Origin of the sequence: Ramlibacter agri (genome assembly GCF_012927085.1) — a bacterium.
GTDB lineage: Bacteria > Pseudomonadota > Gammaproteobacteria > Burkholderiales > Burkholderiaceae_C > Ramlibacter > Ramlibacter agri.
On sequence record NZ_JABBFX010000005.1, the window covers coordinates 169,030 to 192,275 of the forward strand.

The window sequence follows — 23,246 nt, forward strand, 5'->3', positions numbered from 1 at the left end:
ATGGCCAAGACCATCATGATCGTCGACGACTCCGCCTCGCTGCGGCAGGTCGTCGCCATTTCGCTGCGTGGCGCGGGCTACGAGGTGCTCGAGGGCTGCGACGGCGCCGACGCGCTGAAGAAGCTCACGGGCCAGAAGGTCCACCTGATCATCAGCGACGTCAACATGCCCAACATGGACGGCATCACCATGGTGAAGGCCGTCAAGGCGCTGCCCGCCTACAAGTTCACGCCCATCGTCATGCTGACGACCGAGTCGCAAGAGGCGAAGAAGCAGCAGGGCCAGGCCGCCGGCGCCAAGGCCTGGATGGTGAAGCCCTTCAATCCGCCGCAGCTGCTGGCCGTGGTGCAGAAGCTGGTGCTGCCGTGAGCACGCCCGTGACCGTGCTCGCCGTCGAGGGCGAGCTGAGCATCTACCGCGCGGCGGACCTGTGCGCCGAATGGCGCGAGGCCATTGCACCCGATACCGCGCTCGTCCTGGACCTGGCCGAAGTGAGCGAGTGCGACACCGCCGGCGTGCAGCTGCTGCTGGCCGCCGCGCGCCGGCTGGAGCAGGGCGGCGGCAGCCTGCAGCTGCGCGCGCCCAGCGCGCCGGTGTGCGACGCGCTCGCCACCCTGGGGCTGCAAGCCCGCTTCGCGCACGAAGGAGAACCGGCATGAGCGTGAACCTGCAAGACGCCCTGCAGACCTTCCTGGTCGAGGCGCGCGAGCTCCTGGACGACATGGAGGCGATGCTGCTGCGCGTGGGCGCCGAGCCCGGCGGCACCGAGACGCTGAACGCCATCTTCCGCGCCGCGCACACCATCAAGGGATCCGCCGGCCTGTTCGGGCTGGACGCGATCGTCGAATTCACCCACGTCGTCGAAAGCCTGCTGGATGAAGTGCGTGCCGGCCAGGTGAACCTGGGCGCGCCGCTGGTGCAGCTGCTGCTGGCCAGTGCCGACCACATCGGCGCACTGGTCGATGCTGCCGACAGCGGCGCGGCGCTGGAGCCGCAGGCTGCGGCCGAAGGCCAGCGCCTGGTGGCGCAGTTGGCTGGCTATGCCGCCGGCGGCATCGAGGCTGCCGCGACGCACGTCGCCGCGGCAGCCGCGCCCGCCAACGGCGAACGCCGCTGGCGCATCGCGCTGCGCTTCGGCGCCGACGTGCTGCGCAACGGCATGGACCCGCTGTCCTTCATCCGCTACCTGTCCACGCTGGGCACGGTCGACGCGATCACCACGCTGGACGACCGCCTGCCGGCGCTGGCCGACCTGGACGCCGAGAGCTGCCACCTGGGCTTCGAGATCGCCTTCCGCGGCGCCGTCGACCGGGCCGCGATCGCCGCCGTCTTCGAGTTCGTCGCCGAAGATTCCGAAATCCGCATCGAGGAGGAGGGCGCACCTGCTCCCGCAACGCCAGTGGCCGCTCCCGAAGCTGCCATGGCACGCGCCGGCACTACCCGCGAAGCGGCGCAATCCATCCGCGTCGAGGCCGACAAGCTCGATCGCCTGATCAACCTGGTGGGCGAGCTGATCATCGCCACCGCCGGCGCCAGCCTGCTGGCGCGGCGCAGCCAGCAGCTGGAACTGCAGGAATGCCACTCGGTGCTGTCGCACCTGGTTGAGGAGGTGCGCGACAGCGCGCTGCAGCTGCGCATGGTCAAGATCGGCGGCACCTTCGGCAAGTTCCAGCGCGTCGTGCACGACGTGGCGCTGGAATTGGGCAAGGACATCGCTCTCCGCATCAGCGGCGAGGACACCGAACTGGACAAGACGGTCGTCGAGAAGATCGGCGATCCGCTGATGCACCTGGTACGCAACGCCATGGACCACGGCATCGACTCCGCGGAGCTGCGCGCCGCGCGCGGCAAGCCGGTGCAGGGCACCGTGTCGCTGAATGCCTTCCACGACTCCGGCAGCATCGTCATCCAGGTCGGTGACGACGGCGGCGGCCTGGACCGCGAGCGCATCCTGGCCAAGGCCACCGAGCGTGGCCTGGTGGAACCGGGCAAGGTGCTCACCGATGCCGAGACCTACGCGCTGATCTTCGAGCCGGGCTTCTCCACGGCGGAGAAGATCACCAACCTGTCCGGCCGCGGCGTCGGCATGGACGTCGTCAAGCGCAACATCGAGGCGCTGCGCGGCAGCGTCGACATCGCCAGCGAACCGGGCCGGGGCACGACCGTCACAGTGCGCCTGCCGCTGACGCTGGCCATCATCAACGGCTTTCAGGTCGCGGTGGGCAAGGCGGTCTTCGTCGTGCCGCTGGAGCTGGTGGACGAGTGCGTCGAGTTCTCCGCCGAACCGGGCCGCGACTACACGGACCTGCGCGGCGAGGTGCTGCCCTTCATCCGGCTGCGCGAGCTGTTCGAGGTGGCCGGCGAAGCCGCTGCGCGCCAGAACATCGTGGTCGTGCGCCACGCCGGCCAACGCGTCGGCCTGGTTGTCGACGCGCTGCTCGGCGAGACGCAGGCTGTCATCAAGCCGCTATCGCGCGTCTTCGCGCAGGTGCAGGGCATCAGCGGCTCCAGCATCCTGGGCAGCGGCGAAGTCGCCCTGATCCTGGACGTGCCGGTGCTGCTGCGGGTTGCTTCGGCCGCGGAACTGCACCAGGAGTAGCACGTGTCCAGCCAATCCCACGACGGTCAGTACCTGACCTTCCAGCTCGCTGGCGACATGTACGCCATCGGCATCCTCGCCATCAAGGAAATCATCGAATACCGCGGCCTCACGCCGGTGCCGATGATGCCGGCCTTCGTGCGCGGCGTGATCAACCTGCGCGGCGCGGTGGTGCCGGTGATGGACCCGCTCGCGCGCTTCGGCCGCGCCTCCAGCGTGCCCGGCAAGCGCACCTGCGTCGTGATCGTCGAGATCGACGGCGGTGACGGCGAGCCGCAGAGCGTCGGCATGCTGGTCGATGCCGTGAGCGAGGTGCTGGAAATCGGCGCCGCGGACATCGAGCCGCCGCCGCCCTTCGGCTCGCGGATCCGCACCGACTTCATCGCGGGCATGGGCAAGGTCCGCGGGAAGTTCGTGATCCTGCTGGCCGCCGGCCATGTCCTGTCTCTCGATATCGAAGGCCTCGCAGAAGCGCGGGCCGAAGCCGCCGTCGCCTGAGGCGGCATTCCAGAAAGATTCCCATGAAGCAAATCAAGCTGTTCTCGCACTGGAAGGTGTCCACCCGGCTCGCCGCCGGCTTTGGCGCCGTCATGGTGCTGTTGTTCGCGCTCGCCGGCCTCAGCCTCTGGAGCCTGGCCACCGTGCAGGGCACGACCGAGACCATCGTCCGGCAGCGCCTGCCGGCGGTGAAACTCGCCAACGAAGCCGCGGTGCTGACCGTGGACACCGGCCGCAAGATGCGCGCGCTGCTGATGGCCGTGAACGGCCTCGAAGCGAAGGAGGCCATGCAGTCGGTGGAGGCCAACCGCGCGCGGATCGCCGACGCGCTGCACCGCCTGGACGGCATGGCCGACAGCGCGCAGTCCCGTGCCCTCGTCAAGGCCGTGCGCACGGAGCACGCCACGCTGGAGCAGAAGTTCGAGCCCGTGCTGGTGCTGGCGCGCGGCGAAGACCCCAAGGCCGCGGAAGTGCTGCGCAGCGAGTTCGTGCCCGCCAACCGCCGCTTCGAGACGGCGCTGCAGGAACTGGTGAAGCACGAGTCGGCCGCAATGAATGCCTCGGCGGCCGCCTCTGCGAGCACTTACGACAGCACGCGCATCGTCTTGCTGGTCCTCGCGGCCACGGCGCTGGCGCTGGGCGCCGGCATCGCGCTGGCCATCACGCGCGGCCTGCATCGCATCCTGGGCGGCGAGCCGGCGGAAGCGGCGGGCATCCTGCGCCGCATCGCCCAGGGCGACCTGGACGTGGTGGTGGAAACGCGGGAGGGCGACGACCACAGCCTGCTGCATGCCGTGGGCGAGACCGTGGGCCAGCTGCGCGGGCTGATGGGCGAAGTCGCCACCGTCATGGGCGGCGTCGCCGAGGGCGACCTGACGCGCACCATGGACGGCAGCTACCAGGGCGCCTTCGCGACCATCCAGGCGGACATCAACCGCTCGGTGCAGCAGTTGGCGCAGGTGGTGAAGGACGTGAACGCCGCGGCCGAGAGCCTGGTCGGCGCCTCCGAGGAAGTGAGCGCGACGGCACAGTCGCTGTCGCAAGCCGCGACCGAGCAGGCCGCGGGCGTCGAGCAGACGAGCGCGTCGATGGAGGAGATGACGGCCTCCATCGCGCAGAACACCGAAAACGCCAAGGTCACCGACGGCATGGCCACCAAGGCGGCCAGCGAAGCGGCCGAAGGCGGCGAAGCCGTGAAGGCCACGGTGGCGGCGATGAAGCAGATCGCGCAGAAGATCGTGATCATCGACGACATCGCCTACCAGACCAACCTGCTGGCGCTGAACGCGGCGATCGAGGCCGCCCGCGCGGGCGACCACGGCAAGGGCTTTGCCGTCGTCGCCGCCGAAGTCCGCAAGCTGGCCGAGCGCAGCCAGGTGGCGGCGCAGGAGATCGGCACCGTGGCTTCGTCCAGCGTGGAGATGGCGCAGCGCGCCGGCCAGCTGCTGGACGCCATGGTCCCCACGATCCGCAAGACCTCCGACCTGGTGCAGGAGATCGCGGCGGCCTCGGCCGAACAGGCCAGCGGCGTCGGCCAGATCAACGCCGCCGTCACCCAATTGAGCCAGACGACGCAGCAGAACGCGGCAAGCGCCGAGGAGCTGGCCGCGACTTCCGAAGCCATGAGCGGACAGGCCGGCAACCTGCAGCAGGCCATGGGCTTCTTCCGCGTCGGCGCGCCCACGCCCGCCGGCCAGGCGGCGACGACCGCGATCGCCGTGGCCGCCGGCAAGGCGCAGCCGCCGGCCCGGCCGCGCGCCATGCCCGCGGCTTCCGCGGCGGCGGACGAAGTCGACTTCGCCCGTTTCTGAAGGAACGGCCGTGGCTGAACCCTACCTGAGCTTCCAGCTCGGCGCCGACATGTACGCCGTCGGCATCCTGTCGGTGCGCGAGATCATCGAGTACCCCGAACTCACGCCGGTGCCGATGGCGCCAGCCGCCGTGCGCGGCGTGATCAACCTGCGCGGCGCCGTCGTGCCGGTGGTGGACCCGCAGGTCCGCTTCGGCAAGCCAGCCAGTGCGCCGGGGCGCCGCACCTGCATCGTGATCGTCGAGACCACGCTGGCCGACGGCAGCGCGCGCACCGCCGGCGTCGTGGTCGACGCGGTCAGCGAAGTAGTCGACATCGCGGCGGAGGACATCGAGCCGCCGCCGACCTTCGGCACCCGCCTGCGCACGGAACTGCTGCGCGGCGTGGCCAAGGTGCGCGGCCGCTTCGTGATCCTGCTCGATCCCGCCCCGCTCCTGGACCTCGACCTGCCCGACGAGGGCGACTTCGATCCGCACTCCCTTCCCGAGCCCCTGGCCGCCTGAGGCCGCTCCCCGCGAAAGATTTCCATGAACTGGTTCCTGCGCCTGAAGCTGGCCAACAAGCTTCTCCTCTCCTTCCTGCTATGCACTGCCGTCACGGCAGCCGTCGGCGGCTTCGCGCTGCTGCGCCTGGCCGAAGTGCGGCAAAGCCTGAAGTCGGTCTATGAGGACAACATCCTGCCGATGCAATACCTGGCCGAGGCCAACGCGCGGATCATGGCGCACAGCCGCGGCTATTCGCGACTGGGCTCGATGAAGGACCTGGCGGAGCAGAAGGACACCATCAAGCGCGTGATCCCCCACATCGAGAAGTTCCGCAAGGCGATGGCGCAGTACGACCTGACGCACATGAGCGAGGAAGAGAAGCAGCTGAAGAAGGACCGCGAGCCGCTGCTGGTGGCTTACCTCGCCGCGAACGACAAGGTGGCCCAGCTCGCCGCCGATCGCAAGTTCGACCAGGCCGTCGAACAGAGCAACGGGCCGGCCCGCCTCGCGTCCAACGCGATCGAGGCGAGCCTCGCCAAGGCGATCGCGGAGCAGACCCGCCAGGCCGACGAGGCGAACGCGCAGGCGGCCGCCGCCGCGCAGAGCACCCGCAACACGCTGATCGCCGTCATTGCCGCCGCCGCGATCCTGGCGATCGCCATGGGCCTGCTGGTGACGCGCGTGATCGCGCGCCAGATCGGTGGCGAGCCGGACGATGCCGCGCGGCGCCTGCGGCAGCTGGCCGCCGGTGAACTGAACGCCGACCTGCGCCTGCGCGAAGGCGACGACAGCAGCCTGCTGCATGCGCTGAAGCAGACCATCGCCCGCCTGCACCAGGTGGTCGAAGGCCAGCAGCGCGTCATCGAGGCGGCCAACCGCGGCGACTTCCAGGAGCGCGTGGACCTGGCCGGCCTGCAGGGCTTCCAGCGCGAGCTGGGCCAAGGCCTGAACAACCTGGCGGCCACCACCGGCGCCAGCGTGGGCGACGTGGTGCGCGTCATGTCCGCGCTGTCCGAAGGCGACCTCACGCAGCAGATCGACGCCGACTACGAAGGCGAGTTCGGCCGCATGAAGGAGTTCGTCAACGGCACGCTGCTGAAGCTGACGCACGTCGTGCAGGACGTGAACAGCGGCGCCGAGTCGCTGGCCGGTGCGTCGGAAGAAGTCAGCGCCACGGCGCAGTCGCTGTCGCAGGCCGCCAGCGAGCAGGCCGCGGGCGTGGAGCAGACCAGCGCGTCGATGGAAGAAATGACGGCGTCCATCGCGCAGAACACCGAAAACGCCAAGGTCACCGATGGCATGGCCACCAAGGCCGCGGCCGAAGCGGCCGAAGGCGGTGAAGCCGTGAAGGCCACGGTGGCGGCGATGAAGCAGATCGCGCAGAAGATCGTGATCATCGACGACATCGCCTACCAGACCAACCTGCTGGCGCTGAACGCGGCGATCGAGGCCGCCCGCGCGGGCGAGCACGGCAAGGGCTTTGCCGTCGTCGCTGCCGAAGTGCGCAAGCTGGCCGAGCGCAGCCAGGTGGCGGCGCAGGAGATCGGCACCGTGGCTTCGTCCAGCGTGGAGCTGGCCGAGCGCGCCGGCCATCTGCTGGATGCGATGGTTCCCAACATCAAGAAGACCAGCGACCTGGTGCAGGAGATCACGGCGGCGTCGGAGGAGCAGACCTCCGGCGTGGGCCAGATCAACGGGGCGATCACGCAGCTGAGCCAGACGACGCAGCAGAACGCCAGCAGCAGCGAGGAGCTGGCGGCGACGGCGGAGGAGCTGAGCAGCCAGGCCGAACAGCTGCAGCAGACGATGGCGTTCTTCAAGCTGTCCGGCGGCACGGCTTCGGGCCAGGCCGCCGCCCAGGCCATCGCCGCCGCGCGCAGCACGCCGCGCAAGCGCAAGACGCCCGCGCCGGCCAAGGCCCTGGCGACCCCGCTCGCCACCGGCGGGCCGGACGAAGTCGACTTCGCCCGCTTCTGAACCCGCTGCCATGCACACCATCACCGACGCCGAGTTCGGCAAGTTCCAGCAGTTCATCCACGAAGCTGCGGGCATCACCATGTCGGGCGCCAAGAAGGCGCTGGTGTGCGGGCGGCTGGCCCGGCGCCTGCAGGTCCACCAGCTCTCCAGCTACACGGCCTATTACGAGCTGCTGCGCAGCGGCAGGGCGCCGCAGGAGGTGCAGGTGGCCGTGGACCTGCTGACGACCAACGAGACCTACTTCTTCCGCGAGCCCCGCCATTTCGAGCTGCTGCGCGAGCTGGCCGCCGCCGCGCGCGGCCAGGGCCAGCCTTTCCGCGTGTGGAGCGCCGCCTCGTCGAGCGGCGAGGAGTGCTACAGCATCGCCATGGTGCTGGCCGACTGCCTGGGCGAAGCTGCCTGGGAGGTGGTCGGCACCGACATCAGCACCCGCGTGCTGGAGCGCGCGCGCACCGGCCACTATCCGCTGGAGCGCACGCGCCATATCCCGCAGGACTACCTGAAGCGCTTCTGCCTGCGCGGCACCGGCACGCAGGACGGCACGCTGCTGGTGGACCGCCGCGTGCGCGCCCGGGTGCAGTTCGCGCACGCCAACCTCAACGAAGCGCTGCCTCGCATGGGCAGCTTCGACGTGGTCTTCCTGCGCAACGTGATGATCTACTTCAACGGCGACACCAAGCGGCAGGTCGTCGAGCGCGTGCTGGCGCCCTTGAAGCCGGGCGGCCACCTCTTCATCGGCCACTCGGAAAGCCTGCACGAGATCAACGCCACGGTGCGCCAGCTCGCGCCGTCGATCTACCGCAAGCCATGAGCGTTCATGAGGTGCTGACGCGGACGCAGCCCACGCAGCTGGACGTGTTCCTGCAGCCTGGCGAGTACTTCGCCGGCGATGCGCAGCATCGCGTGCGCACCTTGCTCGGCTCCTGCGTGTCGGTCGTGCTGTGGAGCCCGCATGTGCGCATAGGCGCCATGTCGCACTCGCTGCTGCCCGGGCGGCCGCAGCAGGATGCGTCCGGGCCCATGCTGGATGGCCGCTACGGCGACGAGGCGCTGCGCCTGATGCTGGAGGAACTGGTCGGCCTGGGCGTGCGCCCCGCGCATTGCCGCGCCAAGATCTTCGGTGGCGGCGACATGTTCGGCGCCAGGCACCCCGGGCCCACGGTGGGCCAGCGCAATGGCGAGGCCGCGCGCGAGCAACTGCGCCGCTGCGGGATCGAGGTCGCGTCCGAGAGCCTCTACGGCGACGGCCACCGCCAGGTCGTCTTCGACATCGCCACGGGCGAGGTGTGGGCGCGGCAGACCCCGCGCAGCACGCGGCAGCTGCCCGTGCTGCCTGAATTCCGGATCGGGAGGTCCGCGTGAACAAGATCAAGGTCCTGGTCGTCGACGACTCCGCCGTCGTGCGGCAGGTCGTCGCCGGCATGCTGGCCGCTGCGCCGGGCATCGAGGTGATGGCCGCGGTGGCCGACCCGCTGCTGGCCATCGAGCGGCTGCGCCAGCAATGGCCGGACGTCATCGTGCTGGACGTGGAGATGCCGCGCATGGACGGCATCACCTTCCTGCGCAAGATCATGCAGGAGCGGCCCACGCCGGTTGTCATCTGCTCCACGCTGACGGAGAAGGGCGCGAAGACCACGCTGGAGGCGATGGCCGCCGGCGCGGTGGCGATCGTGACCAAGCCCAAGCTGGGGCTGAAGCAGTTCCTCAGCGAATCGGCCGAGGAGTTCGTTGCCACCGTGCGCGCGGCGGCGCGTGCCAACGTGCGCCGCCTCGCGGCCCGGGTCGAAGCGCCGCCCGTGGCCGCGAAGCACAGCGCCGACGCCGTGCTGCCGCCCGCGCCGGCGCGCGCCATGACGCAGACCACCGAGCGCGTGGTGGCGCTCGGCACGTCCACCGGCGGCACGCAGGCGCTGGAGGAGGTGCTGACGGCGCTGCCGCGCGTCAGCCCCGGCATCGTCATCGTGCAGCACATGCCCGAGAAGTTCACGGCCGCCTTCGCGGCGCGCCTGGACAGCGTGTGCCGCATCAGCGTCAAGGAAGCCGAGAACAACGATCGCGTGGTGCCCGGCCGCGCCCTGATCGCGCCCGGCGGCAAGCACCTGGTGCTGCGGCGCAGCGGCGCGCAGTATTTCGTGGACGTCATCGACGGCCCGCTGGTCAACCGCCACCGGCCCTCGGTGGACGTGATGTTCCGCTCGGTGGCCAAGTGCGCCGGCGGCAACGCCCTGGGCGTCATCATGACCGGCATGGGCGACGACGGCGCCGCCGGCCTGCTGGAGATGCGCAACGTCGGCGCCCGCACCATCGCGCAGGACGAGGAAAGCTGCGTGGTCTATGGCATGCCGAAGGAAGCCATCAAGCGCGGCGGCGCGGAGCGGGTGCTGCCGCTGGACGCGATCGCGCAGGAGATCCTGAAGCAGCTGTGAGACGGCTAGCTAGCCGCCCACGGTGCGGCCGAGGATCGGGAACAGCTTGCCCAAACCGTCGGCCATGACCTCCACCGCCAGCGCGGCGAGGATCAGGCCCATCAGCCGCGTCAGCACGTTGATGCCGGTCTGGCCCAGGATGCGCGCGATCGGGTTGGCCAGCGCGAACGACAGCGCCGTCACGAGCCCGATCACCACGCCGTAGCCGACCAGCGTCGCGAGCTGCAGCACGGTGTGCGCGCGTTCGGCATAGATCACCACGGTGGACATCGTGGCCGGGCCCGTGAGCAGCGGGATCGTCAATGGCACCACGGCGATGCTGTAGCCCATGGCCGCCTTCTCGGCGCCTTCGGCCAGGTCGTTGGTCGCGGGCTTGGCTTCGGCCGGCTTGGCGTTCAGCATGTTCAACGCGCTGGTCAGCAGCAGCATGCCGCCGCCCACCTGGAAGCTCGCCAGCGAGATGCCGAAGAACTCCAGGATGCGGATGCCCAGCAGCGCGCAGGCGGCGATCACGCAGAAGGCGGTGAAGGAGGCGACGCCGATGGTGCGGCGCCGCTGCAGCGTGCTGAAGCCCTGCGTGTAGTGGATGAAGAAAGGGATGATCGCCGGCGGGTTGACGATCGCCAGCAGCGTGATGAGCGGCTTGAATTCCATTCAGGACGCCGCGCGCTGCGCGTCCAGTTGCGCCAGTTCCGCGGGCGTGGCCGGCTCGCGCCGCCCGAACATGCCCCAGCCTTCCATCTCCAGCACCTTGGCGCCGTCCTGGTTGAACATCTCCCAGCGCGAACGCACCAGGCCCGTGTCGGGCCGCTTGCGCATGGCCTTCTGCTCCAGGATCGTGTGGCGCAGCGTGAGCTGGTCGCCCGGGTACACGGGCTTCAGCCACTTCAGGCTCTCGAGCCCGGGCGAACCTTTGCTGGGCGTCTTCTTCAACATGTTGTCGACGGTCAGGCGCATCGCCAGGCCGGCGGTCTGCCAGCCGCTGGCGCACAGGCTGCCGAAGATCGAATGCTTCGCCGCTTCTTCGTCCAGGTGGAAGGGCTGCGGGTCGTACTTGGCCGCGAACTCCTTGATCTCCTCCGCGGTGACGGAGGTGGTGCCGAGCTCGCGTGTGCTGCCCGGAGTCATGTCTTCCCAGTAGATGCTGAAGGCCACGGTCAACGTCCTCCCGACACTTCCACCAGCGACATGGTGGTGTAGCTCGCTTCCGGCGACAGCAGCCAGACGATGGCCTGCGCCACTTCCTCCGCCGTGCCGCCACGCTGCATCGGCACCTGGTGCTTCAGGTCCTTCACCCGGTTCGGCTGGCCGCCGGAGGCGTGGATGTCGGTTTCGATCAATCCGGGGCGCACCGCGTTGACGCGGATGCCGTCGTCCGCCACTTCCTTGGCCAGGCCGATCGTGAAGGTGTCGATGGCGCCCTTCGATGCCGCGTAGTCCACGTACTGGCCTGGGCCGCCCAGGCGCGCGGCGGCGCTCGACACGTTGACGATGGCGCCGCCGCGGCCGCCATGGCGCTTGCCCATGCGCTTGATGGCCTCGCGCGCGCACAGGAAGCTGCCGATCACGTTGACGTCGAACATCCGCTTCAGGCGCGCGAGGCTCATGTCCTCCACGCGCTGCGTGCGGTCGACGATGCCGGCGTTGTTGACCAGCGCCGTAAGCCGGCCAAGCGACGCGTCCACCTGCGCGAACATCGCCATCACCTGGTCTTCGTCGGCGACGTCGCCGGGGACGGCGATCGCCTTGCCGCCACCAGCGCGGATGGCGGCGACCACCTTCTCGGCCGCGGCCTGGTCGCGCGCGAAATTGACGGCGACGGCGAAGCCCTTGCTCGCGGCCAGCAGCGCGGTGGCCGCGCCGATGCCGCGGCTGCCGCCGGTGACCAACAACACCTGCTCGTTCACGGGTCTCCTCCTCCTCGCCGCGCAGCAGGCGGCGAGCCGTCATTAAAGCAAAAGCAGCCGATTGACGCGCGGGGCCCGGATGGGGGAAGCTAGCCGCCTTTGCAGCATCCACAGGAGCAGGCCATGGGCCAATTCACGGAACTCAAGGCCGCCGACGGCCAGGCCATCCCCGCCTATGTCGCCCAGCCCGCCGGTCAGCCCAAGGGCGGCGTCGTCGTCATCCAGGAAATCTTCGGCGTCAATTCGCACATCCGCTCCGTCGCCGACGGCTATGCCGCCGCGGGCTACCTGGCCGTCGCGCCGGCCATCTTCCACCGGGTGCGCCCGAACGTCGAGCTCGGCTACACGCAGGAAGACATGGCGGAAGGTTCGACGCTGAAGGCCGCCACCGAAGCGTTGCCGACGCCGGGCGTGATGCAGGACATCCAGGCGGCGATCAACCACGCCGGCGAGGCCGGCAAGGTGGGCATCGTCGGCTATTGCTACGGCGGCCTGCTCACCTGGCGCGCCGCCTGCACGCTGAAGGGCCTGAGCGCCGCGGCGCCTTACTACGGCGGCGGCATGACCACGCCGGACGAGGTGGCGCGCAAGCCCAAGGTGCCGGTGATGGCGCACTTCGGCAGCAAGGACCACTGGATCAGCCAGGAGAGCGTGGAGCAGTTCAAGCGGGCGCATCCGGAGGTGGAGGTCCACGTCTACGACGCCGACCACGGCTTCAACTGCGACCAGCGCGGCTCGTACGATCCGGCTTCGGCGCAGCTGGCCCGGGAGCGGACGCTGGAGTTCTTCGCGAAGCACCTGGCGTAAGGCGCTGCAGTTCCAGCGCATTCGCCGCCGCTGCGCCGCTACCGGTGTTGTCGAAGATGCACCAGGCTTCTTCGCACTCGCGGTCGGCAAGCCGCAGCCGCGCGGCCAGCGCCTGCAGCAGCTCCGGCTCGTAAGGCGAGAAGTACATCCGCGGCGAGCCGTGCAGCCGCAGGTAGACCCGCGCCGTCCAGCCGCCAGGCGCGCGCGCTTCGTCGATGCGCACCGGATCCGCCAGCACTCGGGCGATGCGCAGCTCGCGCAGCAGCGCGTCGACGTTGTAGCCGAACCAGCTCGCATGCCTTGGCTCGCAAGCGATGTTGCCGTCGAAGCGCTCGCTCAGCAGTTCGAGGAAGGGCAGGGCGACCGCGCTCTCGAAGGCAAAGCTGGGTGGCAGCTGCACCAGCAGCCAGCCCAGCTTCTCGCCCAGTCCCGTCACTTCAGCGAGGAAGGTGTCGAGCAGCGCCTCGCAATCCACGAAGCGCCGCTCGTGCGTGATCGCCTTCGGCAGCTTGGCGCTGAAGCGGAAGTCCGCCGGCACGCTGGCCGCCCAGCGCTCGTACACCTTGCGCTGGTGCGGCCGGTAGAACGAGGTGTTGATCTCCACCGCCGGCAGGCGGGTGGCATAACGGGCCAGCTGGCTGTCGCCCGGCCCGAACTCCTCGCGCACCGCGCGCGGCAGCGCCCAGCCGGCGCAGCCGCTGCGGATCATCGCGCGCGGGCGAGGTAGCGCTTGCGCCAGAACACGAGGCCCAGGGCGATGGCCATGGTCGCCATCACGCCGACGGTCCACCACAGGCCTTCCTGGTTGTGGATCGCCGGCATGAATTCGAAGTTCATGCCGAAGAAGCCCACGATCAGGTTCAGCGGCAGGAAGATGGCCGTCAGCGCCGTCAGCGTGCGCATGATCTCGTTGGTGCGGTGGCCGACGGCGGAGAAGTGGATCTGCACCGCCGTCTCCGCGCTCTGCTCCATGCGGCGCACGTGGTGCACGACGCGCTGGATGTGCTCCACGACGTCGCGCGCCCGCGCCAGCAGGCCATCCAGCTCCGCCTGCCCCATCCACTGCGGCGGCTGTTCGCGCTGCGTGTCCAGCCATTCCTGCACCGCGTCCTGCTGCTCCTCGCACATGTCTTCCAGCGAGTGCAGGGCGTTGCGCGCGGTCATCAGCGACGACCAGTCGGCGCCGCGGCTGGACGGGGCGAGCAGGCTCTGCTGCCACTGGTCGAGTTCGTTGCTCAGGTCCTTGCGCAGCTCCAGGTAGCTGTCCACCATCATGTTCAGCATGCGCACCATCAGGTCCGCGGTGCTGATCGGCAGGCGGCTGCGGGCCGCGGCCGTCAGGCCCTCCGCCTGCACTGCGTCGGCCAGGTAGCGCTCGATGAACAGGCGCGCCGCATAGCAGCCGCCCGGGTGCACGGTAATCAGCAGGCGGTCGAAGACGACGAAGCCGACGGCGCGCGAGCGGATGCGGCGGAACAGTTCCAGGGGGCCCGCCCGCACGTGCGACTCGTCGCCCAGCTCCGCCTGCACTTCCGCCTCGGACGCGAGCCGCCGGAAGATCATCAGGTCATAGACCGACGTGTAGTCGTAGCGGGCCGGGTGCGCGCGATTGCCCAGGTCCTTGACGTGCACGTCCAGCAGCTGCGATCCCCCGAGGACGTGCGCGGCGCGCTGCAGCATGGGCAGGTCCTGGTCCAGGTGCTCGCGTTCGAGGTAGATCCAGACGAAACCCCGCTCCGGCGCCTGGTGCGGGATGGTTTCCAGGAAGCGCAGCGTGCCGTTGGCGAATTCGACGATCTGCAACCGGCGTCCCTTCCCGAGGCCTCAGGCGCGCAGGCGCCGGGCGGCGTCGAGCGCGAAGTAGGTGAGGATGCCGTCGGCGCCGGCGCGCTTGAAGGCGAGCAGGCTCTCCATCATCACCAGGTCGTGGTCCAGCCAGCCGTTCTGCGCGGCGGCCTTCAGCATGGCGTACTCGCCGGACACCTGGTAGGCGAAGGTGGGCACGCGGAATTCGTCCTTCACGCGGCGCAGCACGTCCAGGTAGGGCATGCCGGGCTTCACCATCACCATGTCGGCGCCTTCGGCCAGGTCCATGGCGACTTCGCGCAAGGCCTCGTCGGTGTTGCCCGGGTCCATCTGGTAGACCTTCTTGTTGCTCTTGCCCAGGTTGGAGGCGGAGCCGACGGCGTCGCGGAACGGGCCGTAGAAGGCGCTCGCGTACTTGGCGCTGTACGCCATGATGCGCGTGTGGATGTCGCCGCGGGCTTCGAGGGCGCCGCGTATCGCGCCAATGCGACCGTCCATCATGTCGGAGGGCGCAACGATGTCGACGCCCGCCTGCGACTGCGTCAGCGCCTGCTGCACCAGCACTTCCACCGTTTCGTCGTTCAGGATGTAGCCGGTTTCATCCAGCAAGCCGTCCTGGCCGTGGCTGGTGAAGGGGTCGAGCGCGACGTCGGTCATCACGCCCAGTTCGGGGAACTCCTGTTTCAACTTGCGCACCACACGTGGCACCAGGCCTTCGGCGTTGCAGGCCTCGCGGCCATCGGGCGTCTTCAGCTTCGCGTCGATGACGGGAAACAACGCCATCACCGGAATCCCCAGCTTCACGCACTGCTCCGCGACCGGCAGCAGCAGGTCCAGGCTCACGCGTTCGACGCCGGGCATCGAGGCGACGGCCTGCCGCTGCTTCTCGCCGTCGAGCACGAACACCGGGTAGATCAGGTCGTGCGGGCTCAGTGTGTGCTCGCGTACCAGGTTGCGGGTGAACTCGTCCCGCCGCAGGCGGCGCGGGCGCCCGTGGGGGTAGGGGGCAAATGGCGTCATGGTTCGAAAATTGTGCCCGAAGCGGGCACTTCTCACGGTCCGGAGGGCCCGGTGCGGGTTCCGGTGTGGAAATCACGTAAGGCCTTGCCTTGAAAGGCCGAGTCCGGTTTGTTAAATTACGCGCGGGCGGCTTGCCGCTCCCCGCTTTTCCTCCCTGAGCGGGCGCCTTGATGTGTGACAGCAAAAAGGCTTCGCACCCCGGCCGGTGGCCGGGGTCTTTTTTTTGGTGGGTCCCGCATCCGTACACTCGGGGCAAATGCTCTGGGTCAAGGCCTTCCACATCGTGTTCGTGGCCAGCTGGTTTGCCGGCCTCTTCTATCTTCCCCGCATCTTCGTGAACCTCGCCATGGTGCCGCCCGGCTCCGAGGCCGAGAGGGCCCGGCTGCTGCTGATGGCGCGCAAGCTGCTGCGGTTCACGACGATGCTCGCGGTGCCGGCCCTCGCCCTCGGCCTGTGGTTGTGGCTGGGATACGGCATCGGGCGCGGCAGCGGCTGGCTGCACGCCAAACTGGCGGTTGTCCTGCTGACCATCGGTTATCACCACGGCTGCGCGGTGATGCTGCGCAAGTTCGAGTCAGGCGCCAGTCAGCGCGGGCATCGCTGGTTCCGCGTTTTCAACGAAGTGCCGGTGCTGTTCCTGGTGGCGGCCGTGATCCTGGTGGTGGTGAAGCCCTTTTGAGCGCGCACAAGACATCGGCCTGGCCGCTGGCCGGCGCTTACACGGCGCTGGTGGTCTACGCCAGCCTCTACCCCTTCTCCGGCTGGCGCGACCAGGAGATCGCGCCCTGGGAGTTCCTGTTCGCCGGCTGGCCCCGTTACTGGACCTGGTTCGACATCGGCGCCAACGTCGTGGGCTACATGCCGCTGGGCTTCCTGCTGGCCTTGAGCTTCCTGAGGCGCGGCAACGTGCGCCGGTTTGCCGGCCACCCGAATGTCGGCGCGGTGGCCGTGGCGGTGCTGGCCGGCGCCGCGCTGTCGCTGGCGATGGAGACGCTGCAGAACTACCTGCCCTCGCGCGTTGCCAGCAACGTCGATTTCGGGCTCAACGTGGCGGGCACCTTGCTGGGTGCGAGCGTCGCTGCCGGCCTGGAACTGGTGGGCGCCATCTCGCGCTGGAGCCGCTTCCGCGCGCGCTGGTTCATTCCGGAGTCGCGCGGTGCGCTGGTGCTGCTGGCGCTGTGGCCGTTCGCGTTGCTGTTCCCGGCGGCCGTGCCGCTGGGGCTGGGCCAGGTGCTGGAGCGGCTCGAAGCGGGCATCGCCGACTGGCTGCAGGACACGCCCTTCCTGGAATGGCTGCCGGTGCGGGACATCGAACTGCAGCCGCTGGTGCCCGCCGCCGAATTGCTGTGCGTCGCGCTCGGTGCCTTCATTCCCTGCCTGCTGGGGTACTGCATCCTGCGCACGGTGGGCCGGCGCGCGATCTTCGCCGTCGTCGCGCTTGCGGTGGGCATCGGCGTGACCGCGCTGTCCGCCGCCCTGAGCTGGGGACCTTCGCATGCCTGGGCCTGGCTCAGCGTGGCGGTGCGCATGGGCCTGGCCTTCGGCTTCGTGCTGTCGCTGCTGATGTTGCCGGTGCCGCGCCGCGGCTGTGCGGCGGTGCTGCTGCTGGCCCTGGTGGTGCACCTCAGCGTCCTGAACCAGGCGTCGGCCAGTGCGTATTTCACGGACACGCTGCAGGCCTGGGAGCAGGGCCGCTTCATCCGTTTTCACGGCCTGGCGCAGTGGCTCGGCTGGATCTGGCCTTACGTGGCGCTGGTTTATGTGCTGCTGCGGGTTTCCCGCCCGGAGGCCCCTCCTACAATCCCGCAATGACCGCGCCTTCGTCTCCCCAGTACTACGAACACCACGTCTTCTTCTGCCTCAACCAGCGCACCAATGGCGAGGCTTGCTGCGCGGACCACAACGCCCAGGCGGCGTTCGACCGCTGCAAGAAGCAGGTGAAGGCGCAGGGGCTCGCAGGCCCGGGCAAGGTGCGGGTGAACAAGGCCGGCTGCCTGGACCGCTGCCAGGGCGGCCCGATCGCCGTGGTCTACCCCGAAGGCACCTGGTACACCTATGTGGACGAGGCGGACATCGACGAGATCGTCGAATCGCACCTGAAGAACGGCAAAGTGGTCGAACGCCTGCTGACCCCGCCGCACCTCGGTCGCTGATGAACTCCCGCACCGAGAAGCTGGAGATCGCCGGCCCGGCGGGGCGGCTGCAGGCGCTGCGCGACCAGCCGGAAGGCCCGCCCGCCGGTACGGCGGTCATCGCCCATCCGCATCCGCTGTTCGGCGGGACCATGGACAACAAGGTGGTGCAGACGCTGGCCCGCGCCTTCGTGCAATGCGGCTGGACGGCGATCCGCTTCAACTTCCGCGGCGTCGGCGCCAGCGAGGGGCAGTTCGACGAGGGCCGCGGCGAGATGCAGGACCTGCTGGCCGCCGTGCGCGAGCTGGCAGGCGCCGGTCCGCTGGCGCTGGCGGGCTTTTCCTTCGGCTCCTTCGTCACCATCCAGGCCCTGCAGGAACTGTGGGGAGCCCGCGAAATCAGGCACATCGTGCTGGTGGGCACGGCCACGGCGCGCTTCGCGGTCCCGGCGCTGCCGCCCGAGGCGCACGAGCGCACCCTGGCCATCCACGGCGAAGTGGATGACACGGTGCCGCTTGCTTCGGTGCTCGACTGGGCCCGGCCGCAGACACTGCCGGTTACGGTCGTCCCCGGGGTCGAGCATTTCTTCCACGGACAATTGCCCCTTTTGAAGAGCCTGGTGGTCCGCCACCTGCGCGTACAGGGATGAAACCTGCCTGGATGAGGGCGCTGCTGGCGCCCTGGATCTTCCTTTTCTGCGCCGTGGCGGCGGCCCAGGTGCCGCAAGCCCCGCAGATCGCGGCCCGCCAGTTCCTGCTGCTGGACGTGACGGCCGACCAGGTGCTGGCCGCCAAGGACGCCGATGTCCAGGTCGAGCCCTCGTCGCTGACCAAGCTGATGACCGCCTACCTGGTCTACGACGCGCTGCGGTCCGGCAAGATCCGCCTGGACCAGAAGCTGCCGGTGAGCACGCGGGCCTGGAAGACCCCCGGTTCGCGCATGTTCATCGACCCCAAGATGCAGGTGCCGGTGGAGGACCTGATCAAGGGCATGGTGGTGCAGTCCGGCAACGACGCCACGGTCGCGCTGGCCGAAGGCGTGGGCGGGACGGTGGAGCACTTCGTCGAGCTGATGAACCAGCAGGCGAAGGCGCTGGGCATGAGCCACACCACCTTCAAGAACCCTGAGGGCCTGCCGGCGCCAGGCCACACCAGCACCGCGCGCGACCTGGGCGTCCTGGCCACCCGCCTGATCCAGGACTTCCCGCAGGACCTGCCGTACTACGCGATCAAGAAGTACCGCTACCAGGGCACGCCGACGGCCAACGACACCAACCGGAACACGCTGCTGTTCCGCGACCCGACGGTGGACGGGCTGATGACCGGCCATACCGATGCGGCGGGCTATTGCGTCATCGCCACGGCCAAGCGCGACTTCCCCAACCTGCAGGGCCGCCGGCTGCTGGCGATCGTGCTGGGCGCCACCAGCGACTCGGCGCGGGCGAACGAAACCCAGAAGCTGCTGAACTGGGGTTTCACGGCCTTCGAGGGCCTGAAGCTGTTCGGTGCCAACCAGGCGGTGCTGGAACCGCAAGTCTGGAAAGGCTCGGCCACGACGGTGAAGCTGGGCCAGCCGCAGCCGATCGTGCTGGCCGTGCCGGCCGGCAGCGGCAGCCGGATCAAGACCCAGGTGGCCCGCCCCGACCCGCTGGTCGCCCCGATCCAGAAGGGCCAGAAGGTCGCCACGCTGAAGATCCTCTCGGGCGAGCAGGTGCTGCGGGAGGTGCCGCTGGTGGCGCTGGAAACCGTGGAACAGGCGGGGATTTTCGGCCGGGCCTGGGACGCCATCCGCCTCTGGATCAAGTAGGCCGGCCCAGCCCCATATTTGCGGGTTTTCACCACCCGGGCTATACTCGCGGGCTTTCCCGCAATTTGGGGTGGGAAAGCTTTTCCGTTCTCGAACGGATTTCACGTAATTAACGGGACGTTTTTTTCAATGCCAACCATCAATCAACTGGTGCGTCAGGGCCGGGAGGTCGAGAAGACCAAATCCAAGAGCCCCGCGATGCAGAACAGCCCCCAGCGCCGTGGCGTGTGCACCCGCGTGTACACCACGACGCCGAAGAAGCCGAACTCCGCGCTGCGCAAGGTCGCCAAGGTGCGCCTGACCAACGGTTTCGAAGTCATCTCCTATATCGGCGGTGAAGGCCACAACCTGCAGGAACACTCCGTGGTGCTCGTGCGCGGCGGCCGTGTGAAGGACTTGCCCGGTGTGCGTTACCACATCGTCCGCGGTTCCCTGGACCTGCAAGGCGTGAAGGATCGCAAGCAGTCCCGCTCCAAGTACGGCGCGAAGCGCCCGAAGAAGGCCTAAGGGCCTGGCCCGCAAGAGGGCGTAATCAGTCTGTCGTTTGTCGGTGCTCGAATCGCCAGGCAGGCGAATCAAGCGTAGTGACCCAGTTCCGGGTCGAGTAAGTGGGATGTCCTTGATGGCTCCCGCGGCCCCCGCAAGGGCAGGCCAACTGAAGCAAAGAGTAGAGGTTAGAAATGCCACGTCGTCGCGAAGTCCCCAAGCGTGAAATCCTGCCGGATCCCAAGTACGGCAATGTCGAGCTCGCCAAGTTCATGAACGTCATCATGCAAGGCGGCAAGAAGGCGGTTGCCGAGCGCATCGTTTACGGTGCCCTCGAGCAGATCGAGAAGAAGAACCCCGGCCGTGACCCGCTGGAAGCCTTCACCATGGCGATCAACAACATCAAGCCCATGGTCGAAGTGAAGTCCCGCCGCGTCGGCGGTGCGAACTACCAGGTTCCGGTCGAAGTGCGCCCGGTGCGCCGCCTGGCGCTGTCGATGCGCTGGCTCAAGGAAGCCGCCAAGAAGCGCGGCGAGAAGTCCATGGCCCTGCGCCTGGCGAACGAGCTCATGGAAGCCACGGAAGGCCGTGGCGGCGCCATGAAGAAGCGTGACGAAGTGCACCGCATGGCCGAGGCCAACAAGGCCTTCAGCCACTTCCGCTTCTAAAGATCGTCCCCATCTAGCGGTGCGGGCCCGCCACGAGCGGGCCTGTGCCCATTTACAGAAAGACTCATCATGGCCCGCAAAACGCCCATCGAGCGCTACCGCAACATCGGTATCAGCGCGCACATCGACGCCGGCAAGACCACCACGACCGAGCGCATCCTGTTCTACACGGGTGTGAACCACAAGATCGGCGAAGTGCACGATGGCGCCGCCACCATGGACTGGATGGAGCAGGAGCAGGAGCGCGGCATCACGATCACGTCGGCTGCCACCACCTGCTTCTGGAAGGGCATGGACATGTCCTTCCCCGAGCACCGCATCAACATCATCGACACCCCCGGCCACGTGGACTTCACCATCGAGGTGGAGCGTTCCATGCGCGTGCTGGATGGCGCCTGCATGGTGTACTGCGCCGTGGGCGGCGTGCAGCCGCAGTCGGAAACCGTCTGGCGCCAGGCCAACAAGTACAAGGTGCCCCGCCTCGCGTTCGTCAACAAGATGGACCGCACCGGCGCGAACTTCTACAAGGTCTACGAGCAGATGAAGGTCCGCCTGAAGGCGAACCCGGTGCCCATCGTGATCCCGATCGGCGCCGAGGAAAACTTCACCGGCGTGGTCGACCTGCGCAAGATGAAGGCCATCATCTGGGACGAAGCCTCCCAGGGCATGAAGTTCAACTTCGAAGACATCCCGGCCGACCTGGTGGAAACCGCCAAGGAATGGCGCGAGAAGATGGTCGAGGCCGCTGCCGAAGCGAACGACGACCTGATGAACAAGTACCTGGAAGAAGGCGACCTCACGGAAGAGGAAATCACCTTCGGTCTGCGTACGCGCACGATCGCCGGCGAGATCCAGCCGATGCTGTGCGGCACCGCCTTCAAGAACAAGGGCGTGCAGCGCATGCTCGACGCCGTCATCGAACTGATGCCTTCCCCGGTGGACATTCCCCCCGTCAAGGGCACGGACGAAGACGAGCAGCCGACCACCCGCAAGGCCGACGACAGCGAGAAGTTCTCGGCGCTGGCGTTCAAGCTGATGACCGACCCGTTCGTGGGCCAGCTGACCTTCGTGCGCGTGTACTCGGGCGTGCTGTCCAAGGGCGACAGCGTGTTCAACCCGATTCGCGGCAAGAAGGAGCGCATCGGCCGGATCGTGCAGATGCACGCCAACAACCGCATGGAAGTCGACGAGATCCGCGCCGGCGACATCGCCGCCTGCGTGGGCCTGAAGGACGTCACGACCGGTGAAACCCTGTGCGACCCGGCGTCCATCGTCATGCTCGAACGCATGGTGTTCCCGGAGCCGGTGATTGCGCAGGCCGTCGAGCCGAAGACCAAGGTCGACCAGGAGAAGATGGGCATTGCCCTGAACCGCCTGGCCGCCGAAGACCCGTCGTTCCGCGTCCGCACCGACGAAGAGTCGGGCCAGACCATCATCGCCGGAATGGGCGAGCTGCACCTGGAAATCATCGTCGACCGCATGAAGCGCGAGTTCGGCGTGGAAGCCAACGTGGGCAAGCCGCAGGTGGCCTACCGCGAAACCATCCGCCGCGTCGTCGAGGACGCGGAAGGCAAGTTCGTGCGCCAGTCGGGCGGCAAGGGCCAGTACGGCCACGTCGTGCTCAAGCTCGAGCCGAACGAGGTGGGCAAGGGCATCCAGTTCGTCGACGCCATCAAGGGCGGTGTGGTGCCGCGCGAATTCATTCCCGCGGTGGAAAAGGGCATCAACGAAGCCGTGACGCAAGGCGTGCTGGCCGGCTACCCGGTGGTGGACGTGAAGGTCACGCTGCACTTCGGCTCCTACCACGACGTCGACTCGAACGAACTGGCGTTCAAGATGGCCGCCATCTTCGGCTTCAAGGAAGGCGCCAAGAAGGCCCAGCCGGTGATCCTCGAGCCGATGATGTCGGTGGAAGTCGAGACGCCGGAAGACTACGCCGGCAACGTGATGGGCGACCTGTCGTCCCGCCGCGGCATGGTGCAGGGCATGGACGACATGCCCGGCGGCGGCAAGGTCATCAAGGCCGAAGTCCCGCTGGCTGAAATGTTCGGCTACTCCACGACGCTGCGCTCGATGTCGCAAGGCCGTGCGACGTACACGATGGAGTTCAAGCACTACAGCGAAGCTCCGAAGAACGTCGCCGAGGCCATCATCACGGCTCGGACGAAGTAACGACTTGGGGTCAGACCAGGAAGCGAAGCGACTGCTCTGACCTCACTGGCTGGAAGCTAGTCAGTTAGTCGTCTGCGATCCGACCCCCTGTGCTGCCCGTGGCGCAGGACCCAGGAGCCGGGTGCAGACGTAAAACCCCATCACGGGCATTGCTCTTTATCGGAGATTATTGAATGGCAAAAGGCAAATTCGAGCGGACCAAGCCGCACGTCAACGTCGGCACGATCGGCCACGTGGACCACGGCAAGACGACCCTGACGGCGGCGATCACGACCGTGCTGTCGACCAAGTTCGGCGGCGAAGCCAAGGCCTACGACCAGATCGACGCGGCGCCCGAAGAAAAGGCGCGCGGCATCACGATCAACACCGCGCACGTCGAGTACGAGACGCAGAACCGTCACTACGCGCACGTGGACTGCCCCGGCCACGCCGACTACGTGAAGAACATGATCACCGGTGCCGCCCAGATGGACGGCGCCATCCTGGTGGTGTCGGCCGCTGACGGCCCGATGCCCCAGACGCGCGAGCACATCCTGCTGGCGCGCCAGGTGGGCGTGCCCTACATCATCGTGTTCATGAACAAGTGCGACATGGTGGACGACGCGGAACTGCTGGAACTGGTCGAAATGGAAGTGCGCGAACTGCT

26 protein-coding genes are annotated in these 23,246 nt (G+C 68.2%); 20 read left to right on the forward strand and 6 right to left on the reverse strand.

All coding sequences use genetic code 11. The annotated features are described in order from the left end of the window. The 10 genes from HHL11_RS32630 to HHL11_RS32675 are packed head-to-tail and all read left to right on the forward strand — an operon-like array spanning nucleotide 1 to nucleotide 9,795. Nucleotides 1-369, forward strand: coding sequence for a response regulator (locus HHL11_RS32630; protein ID WP_169422817.1), 369 nt, complete (start codon nucleotides 1-3; stop codon nucleotides 367-369). Next, a complete protein-coding gene (locus HHL11_RS34790; protein WP_169422818.1) occupies nucleotides 366-659 on the forward strand; it encodes an STAS domain-containing protein in 294 nt (97 codons plus the stop codon). Before HHL11_RS32630 ends, HHL11_RS34790 begins: the two co-directional genes overlap by 4 nt. Further along, the gene (locus tag HHL11_RS32640) at nucleotides 656-2,599 is read left to right on the forward strand and encodes a chemotaxis protein CheA (RefSeq protein ID WP_205964804.1); all 1,944 of its coding nucleotides are present in this window, start codon (nucleotides 656-658) and stop codon (nucleotides 2,597-2,599) included. The genes HHL11_RS34790 and HHL11_RS32640 overlap by 4 nt, the downstream gene beginning before the upstream one ends. Before the next feature lie 3 nt (nucleotides 2,600-2,602). Beyond that, the gene (locus HHL11_RS32645) at nucleotides 2,603-3,097 is read left to right on the forward strand and encodes a chemotaxis protein CheW (RefSeq protein ID WP_342593315.1); all 495 of its coding nucleotides are present in this window, start codon (nucleotides 2,603-2,605) and stop codon (nucleotides 3,095-3,097) included. Nucleotides 3,098-3,120: 23 nt separating this feature from the next. After that, nucleotides 3,121-4,908: a methyl-accepting chemotaxis protein gene (locus tag HHL11_RS32650; RefSeq protein ID WP_169422819.1), complete on the forward strand. Its 1,788-nt coding sequence runs from the start codon at nucleotides 3,121-3,123 to the stop codon at nucleotides 4,906-4,908. 10 nt (nucleotides 4,909-4,918) lie between these two features. After that, on the forward strand, nucleotides 4,919-5,410 hold the full coding sequence (locus HHL11_RS32655; RefSeq protein ID WP_342593316.1) for a chemotaxis protein CheW: 492 nt from the start codon (nucleotides 4,919-4,921) through the stop codon (nucleotides 5,408-5,410). Nucleotides 5,411-5,434: 24 nt separating this feature from the next. Beyond that, nucleotides 5,435-7,369: a HAMP domain-containing methyl-accepting chemotaxis protein gene (locus HHL11_RS32660; protein ID WP_169422820.1), complete on the forward strand. Its 1,935-nt coding sequence runs from the start codon at nucleotides 5,435-5,437 to the stop codon at nucleotides 7,367-7,369. A 10-nt stretch (nucleotides 7,370-7,379) separates the two neighbouring features. Further along, on the forward strand, nucleotides 7,380-8,180 hold the full coding sequence (locus tag HHL11_RS32665; RefSeq protein ID WP_169422821.1) for a CheR family methyltransferase: 801 nt from the start codon (nucleotides 7,380-7,382) through the stop codon (nucleotides 8,178-8,180). Then, nucleotides 8,177-8,731 (forward strand): chemotaxis protein CheD, encoded by a 555-nt coding sequence (locus tag HHL11_RS32670; protein ID WP_205964805.1) that lies wholly within the window; start codon nucleotides 8,177-8,179, stop codon nucleotides 8,729-8,731. The genes HHL11_RS32665 and HHL11_RS32670 overlap by 4 nt, the downstream gene beginning before the upstream one ends. After that, nucleotides 8,728-9,795 (forward strand): chemotaxis-specific protein-glutamate methyltransferase CheB, encoded by a 1,068-nt coding sequence (locus HHL11_RS32675; protein WP_169422822.1) that lies wholly within the window; start codon nucleotides 8,728-8,730, stop codon nucleotides 9,793-9,795. The genes HHL11_RS32670 and HHL11_RS32675 overlap by 4 nt, the downstream gene beginning before the upstream one ends. Nucleotides 9,796-9,804: 9 nt before the next feature. On the opposite strand, the gene HHL11_RS32680 is transcribed toward HHL11_RS32675, so the two are convergent. The 3 genes from HHL11_RS32680 to HHL11_RS32690 are packed head-to-tail and all read right to left on the reverse strand — an operon-like array spanning nucleotide 9,805 to nucleotide 11,702. Continuing rightward, complete coding sequence (locus HHL11_RS32680; protein ID WP_169422823.1) at nucleotides 9,805-10,449, reverse strand: MarC family protein; 645 nt, start codon at nucleotides 10,447-10,449, stop codon at nucleotides 9,805-9,807. Next, nucleotides 10,450-10,950 (reverse strand): MaoC family dehydratase, encoded by a 501-nt coding sequence (locus tag HHL11_RS32685; protein WP_425355235.1) that lies wholly within the window; start codon nucleotides 10,948-10,950, stop codon nucleotides 10,450-10,452. A 2-nt stretch (nucleotides 10,951-10,952) separates the two neighbouring features. After that, nucleotides 10,953-11,702, reverse strand: coding sequence for an SDR family oxidoreductase (locus HHL11_RS32690; RefSeq protein ID WP_169422824.1), 750 nt, complete (start codon nucleotides 11,700-11,702; stop codon nucleotides 10,953-10,955). 123 nt (nucleotides 11,703-11,825) lie between these two features. Here HHL11_RS32690 and HHL11_RS32695 point away from each other — a divergent pair, with 123 nt between their 5' ends. Then, entirely contained in the window at nucleotides 11,826-12,509 is a 684-nt protein-coding gene (locus HHL11_RS32695; protein ID WP_169422825.1) for a dienelactone hydrolase family protein, read from the forward strand. On the opposite strand, the gene HHL11_RS32700 is transcribed toward HHL11_RS32695, so the two are convergent. Genes HHL11_RS32700 through hemB form a run of 3 tightly spaced genes read right to left on the reverse strand, consistent with a single transcriptional unit; the run spans nucleotide 12,418 to nucleotide 15,335 of the window. Then, nucleotides 12,418-13,218: a DUF72 domain-containing protein gene (locus HHL11_RS32700; RefSeq protein WP_169422826.1), complete on the reverse strand. Its 801-nt coding sequence runs from the start codon at nucleotides 13,216-13,218 to the stop codon at nucleotides 12,418-12,420. The genes HHL11_RS32695 and HHL11_RS32700 overlap by 92 nt on opposite strands. After that, nucleotides 13,215-14,312 carry a magnesium transporter CorA family protein gene (locus HHL11_RS32705; protein ID WP_169422827.1) on the reverse strand — a complete coding sequence of 366 codons (1,098 nt, stop codon included), beginning with the start codon at nucleotides 14,310-14,312 and terminating at the stop codon, nucleotides 13,215-13,217. Before HHL11_RS32705 ends, HHL11_RS32700 begins: the two co-directional genes overlap by 4 nt. A 21-nt stretch (nucleotides 14,313-14,333) precedes the next feature. Continuing rightward, complete coding sequence (gene hemB / locus HHL11_RS32710; protein ID WP_169422828.1) at nucleotides 14,334-15,335, reverse strand: porphobilinogen synthase; 1,002 nt, start codon at nucleotides 15,333-15,335, stop codon at nucleotides 14,334-14,336. A 256-nt stretch (nucleotides 15,336-15,591) separates the two neighbouring features. Between hemB and HHL11_RS32715 the strand changes: the two genes are divergently transcribed. The 9 genes from HHL11_RS32715 to HHL11_RS32755 all read left to right on the forward strand — a co-directional run. Further along, on the forward strand, nucleotides 15,592-16,014 hold the full coding sequence (locus tag HHL11_RS32715) for a CopD family protein (RefSeq protein WP_169422829.1): 423 nt from the start codon (nucleotides 15,592-15,594) through the stop codon (nucleotides 16,012-16,014). Beyond that, entirely contained in the window at nucleotides 16,011-17,147 is a 1,137-nt protein-coding gene (locus tag HHL11_RS32720) for a VanZ family protein (protein ID WP_169422830.1), read from the forward strand. The genes HHL11_RS32715 and HHL11_RS32720 overlap by 4 nt, the downstream gene beginning before the upstream one ends. Continuing rightward, nucleotides 17,144-17,488 (forward strand): (2Fe-2S) ferredoxin domain-containing protein, encoded by a 345-nt coding sequence (locus HHL11_RS32725; RefSeq protein ID WP_169422831.1) that lies wholly within the window; start codon nucleotides 17,144-17,146, stop codon nucleotides 17,486-17,488. The genes HHL11_RS32720 and HHL11_RS32725 overlap by 4 nt, the downstream gene beginning before the upstream one ends. Further along, entirely contained in the window at nucleotides 17,488-18,117 is a 630-nt protein-coding gene (locus tag HHL11_RS32730) for an alpha/beta hydrolase (protein WP_169422832.1), read from the forward strand. The genes HHL11_RS32725 and HHL11_RS32730 overlap by 1 nt, the downstream gene beginning before the upstream one ends. Before the next feature lie 11 nt (nucleotides 18,118-18,128). After that, a complete protein-coding gene (locus HHL11_RS32735) occupies nucleotides 18,129-19,274 on the forward strand; it encodes a D-alanyl-D-alanine carboxypeptidase family protein (RefSeq protein WP_169422833.1) in 1,146 nt (381 codons plus the stop codon). Nucleotides 19,275-19,403: 129 nt separating this feature from the next. Continuing rightward, nucleotides 19,404-19,781 carry a 30S ribosomal protein S12 gene (rpsL, locus tag HHL11_RS32740; protein WP_017759704.1) on the forward strand — a complete coding sequence of 126 codons (378 nt, stop codon included), beginning with the start codon at nucleotides 19,404-19,406 and terminating at the stop codon, nucleotides 19,779-19,781. 173 nt (nucleotides 19,782-19,954) lie between these two features. Beyond that, on the forward strand, nucleotides 19,955-20,428 hold the full coding sequence (rpsG, locus tag HHL11_RS32745) for a 30S ribosomal protein S7 (protein WP_169422834.1): 474 nt from the start codon (nucleotides 19,955-19,957) through the stop codon (nucleotides 20,426-20,428). A gap of 69 nt (nucleotides 20,429-20,497) precedes the next feature. Next, nucleotides 20,498-22,600 (forward strand): elongation factor G, encoded by a 2,103-nt coding sequence (fusA, locus tag HHL11_RS32750; protein WP_169422835.1) that lies wholly within the window; start codon nucleotides 20,498-20,500, stop codon nucleotides 22,598-22,600. A gap of 173 nt (nucleotides 22,601-22,773) precedes the next feature. Beyond that, nucleotides 22,774-23,246: GTP-binding protein (locus HHL11_RS32755; protein ID WP_169416340.1), on the forward strand; the 473-nt coding region annotated here is incomplete at its 3' end.

Coding starts and splice junctions, on each gene's coding strand:
- HHL11_RS32715 (WP_169422829.1), top strand. CDS start 15,592: ATGCTCTGGGTCAAGGCCTTCCACATCGTGTTCGTGGCCAGCTGGTTT.
- HHL11_RS32670 (WP_205964805.1), top strand. CDS start 8,177: ATGAGCGTTCATGAGGTGCTGACGCGGACGCAGCCCACGCAGCTGGAC.
- fusA (WP_169422835.1), top strand. CDS start 20,498: ATGGCCCGCAAAACGCCCATCGAGCGCTACCGCAACATCGGTATCAGC.
- rpsL (WP_017759704.1), top strand. CDS start 19,404: ATGCCAACCATCAATCAACTGGTGCGTCAGGGCCGGGAGGTCGAGAAG.
- HHL11_RS32650 (WP_169422819.1), top strand. CDS start 3,121: ATGAAGCAAATCAAGCTGTTCTCGCACTGGAAGGTGTCCACCCGGCTC.
- HHL11_RS32660 (WP_169422820.1), top strand. CDS start 5,435: ATGAACTGGTTCCTGCGCCTGAAGCTGGCCAACAAGCTTCTCCTCTCC.
- HHL11_RS32695 (WP_169422825.1), top strand. CDS start 11,826: ATGGGCCAATTCACGGAACTCAAGGCCGCCGACGGCCAGGCCATCCCC.
- HHL11_RS32640 (WP_205964804.1), top strand. CDS start 656: ATGAGCGTGAACCTGCAAGACGCCCTGCAGACCTTCCTGGTCGAGGCG.
- hemB (WP_169422828.1), bottom strand. CDS start 15,335: ATGACGCCATTTGCCCCCTACCCCCACGGGCGCCCGCGCCGCCTGCGG.
- HHL11_RS32725 (WP_169422831.1), top strand. CDS start 17,144: ATGACCGCGCCTTCGTCTCCCCAGTACTACGAACACCACGTCTTCTTC.
- HHL11_RS32735 (WP_169422833.1), top strand. CDS start 18,129: ATGAGGGCGCTGCTGGCGCCCTGGATCTTCCTTTTCTGCGCCGTGGCG.
- HHL11_RS32630 (WP_169422817.1), top strand. CDS start 1: ATGGCCAAGACCATCATGATCGTCGACGACTCCGCCTCGCTGCGGCAG.
- HHL11_RS32730 (WP_169422832.1), top strand. CDS start 17,488: ATGAACTCCCGCACCGAGAAGCTGGAGATCGCCGGCCCGGCGGGGCGG.
- rpsG (WP_169422834.1), top strand. CDS start 19,955: ATGCCACGTCGTCGCGAAGTCCCCAAGCGTGAAATCCTGCCGGATCCC.
- HHL11_RS32700 (WP_169422826.1), bottom strand. CDS start 13,218: ATGATCCGCAGCGGCTGCGCCGGCTGGGCGCTGCCGCGCGCGGTGCGC.
- HHL11_RS32680 (WP_169422823.1), bottom strand. CDS start 10,449: ATGGAATTCAAGCCGCTCATCACGCTGCTGGCGATCGTCAACCCGCCG.
- HHL11_RS32665 (WP_169422821.1), top strand. CDS start 7,380: ATGCACACCATCACCGACGCCGAGTTCGGCAAGTTCCAGCAGTTCATC.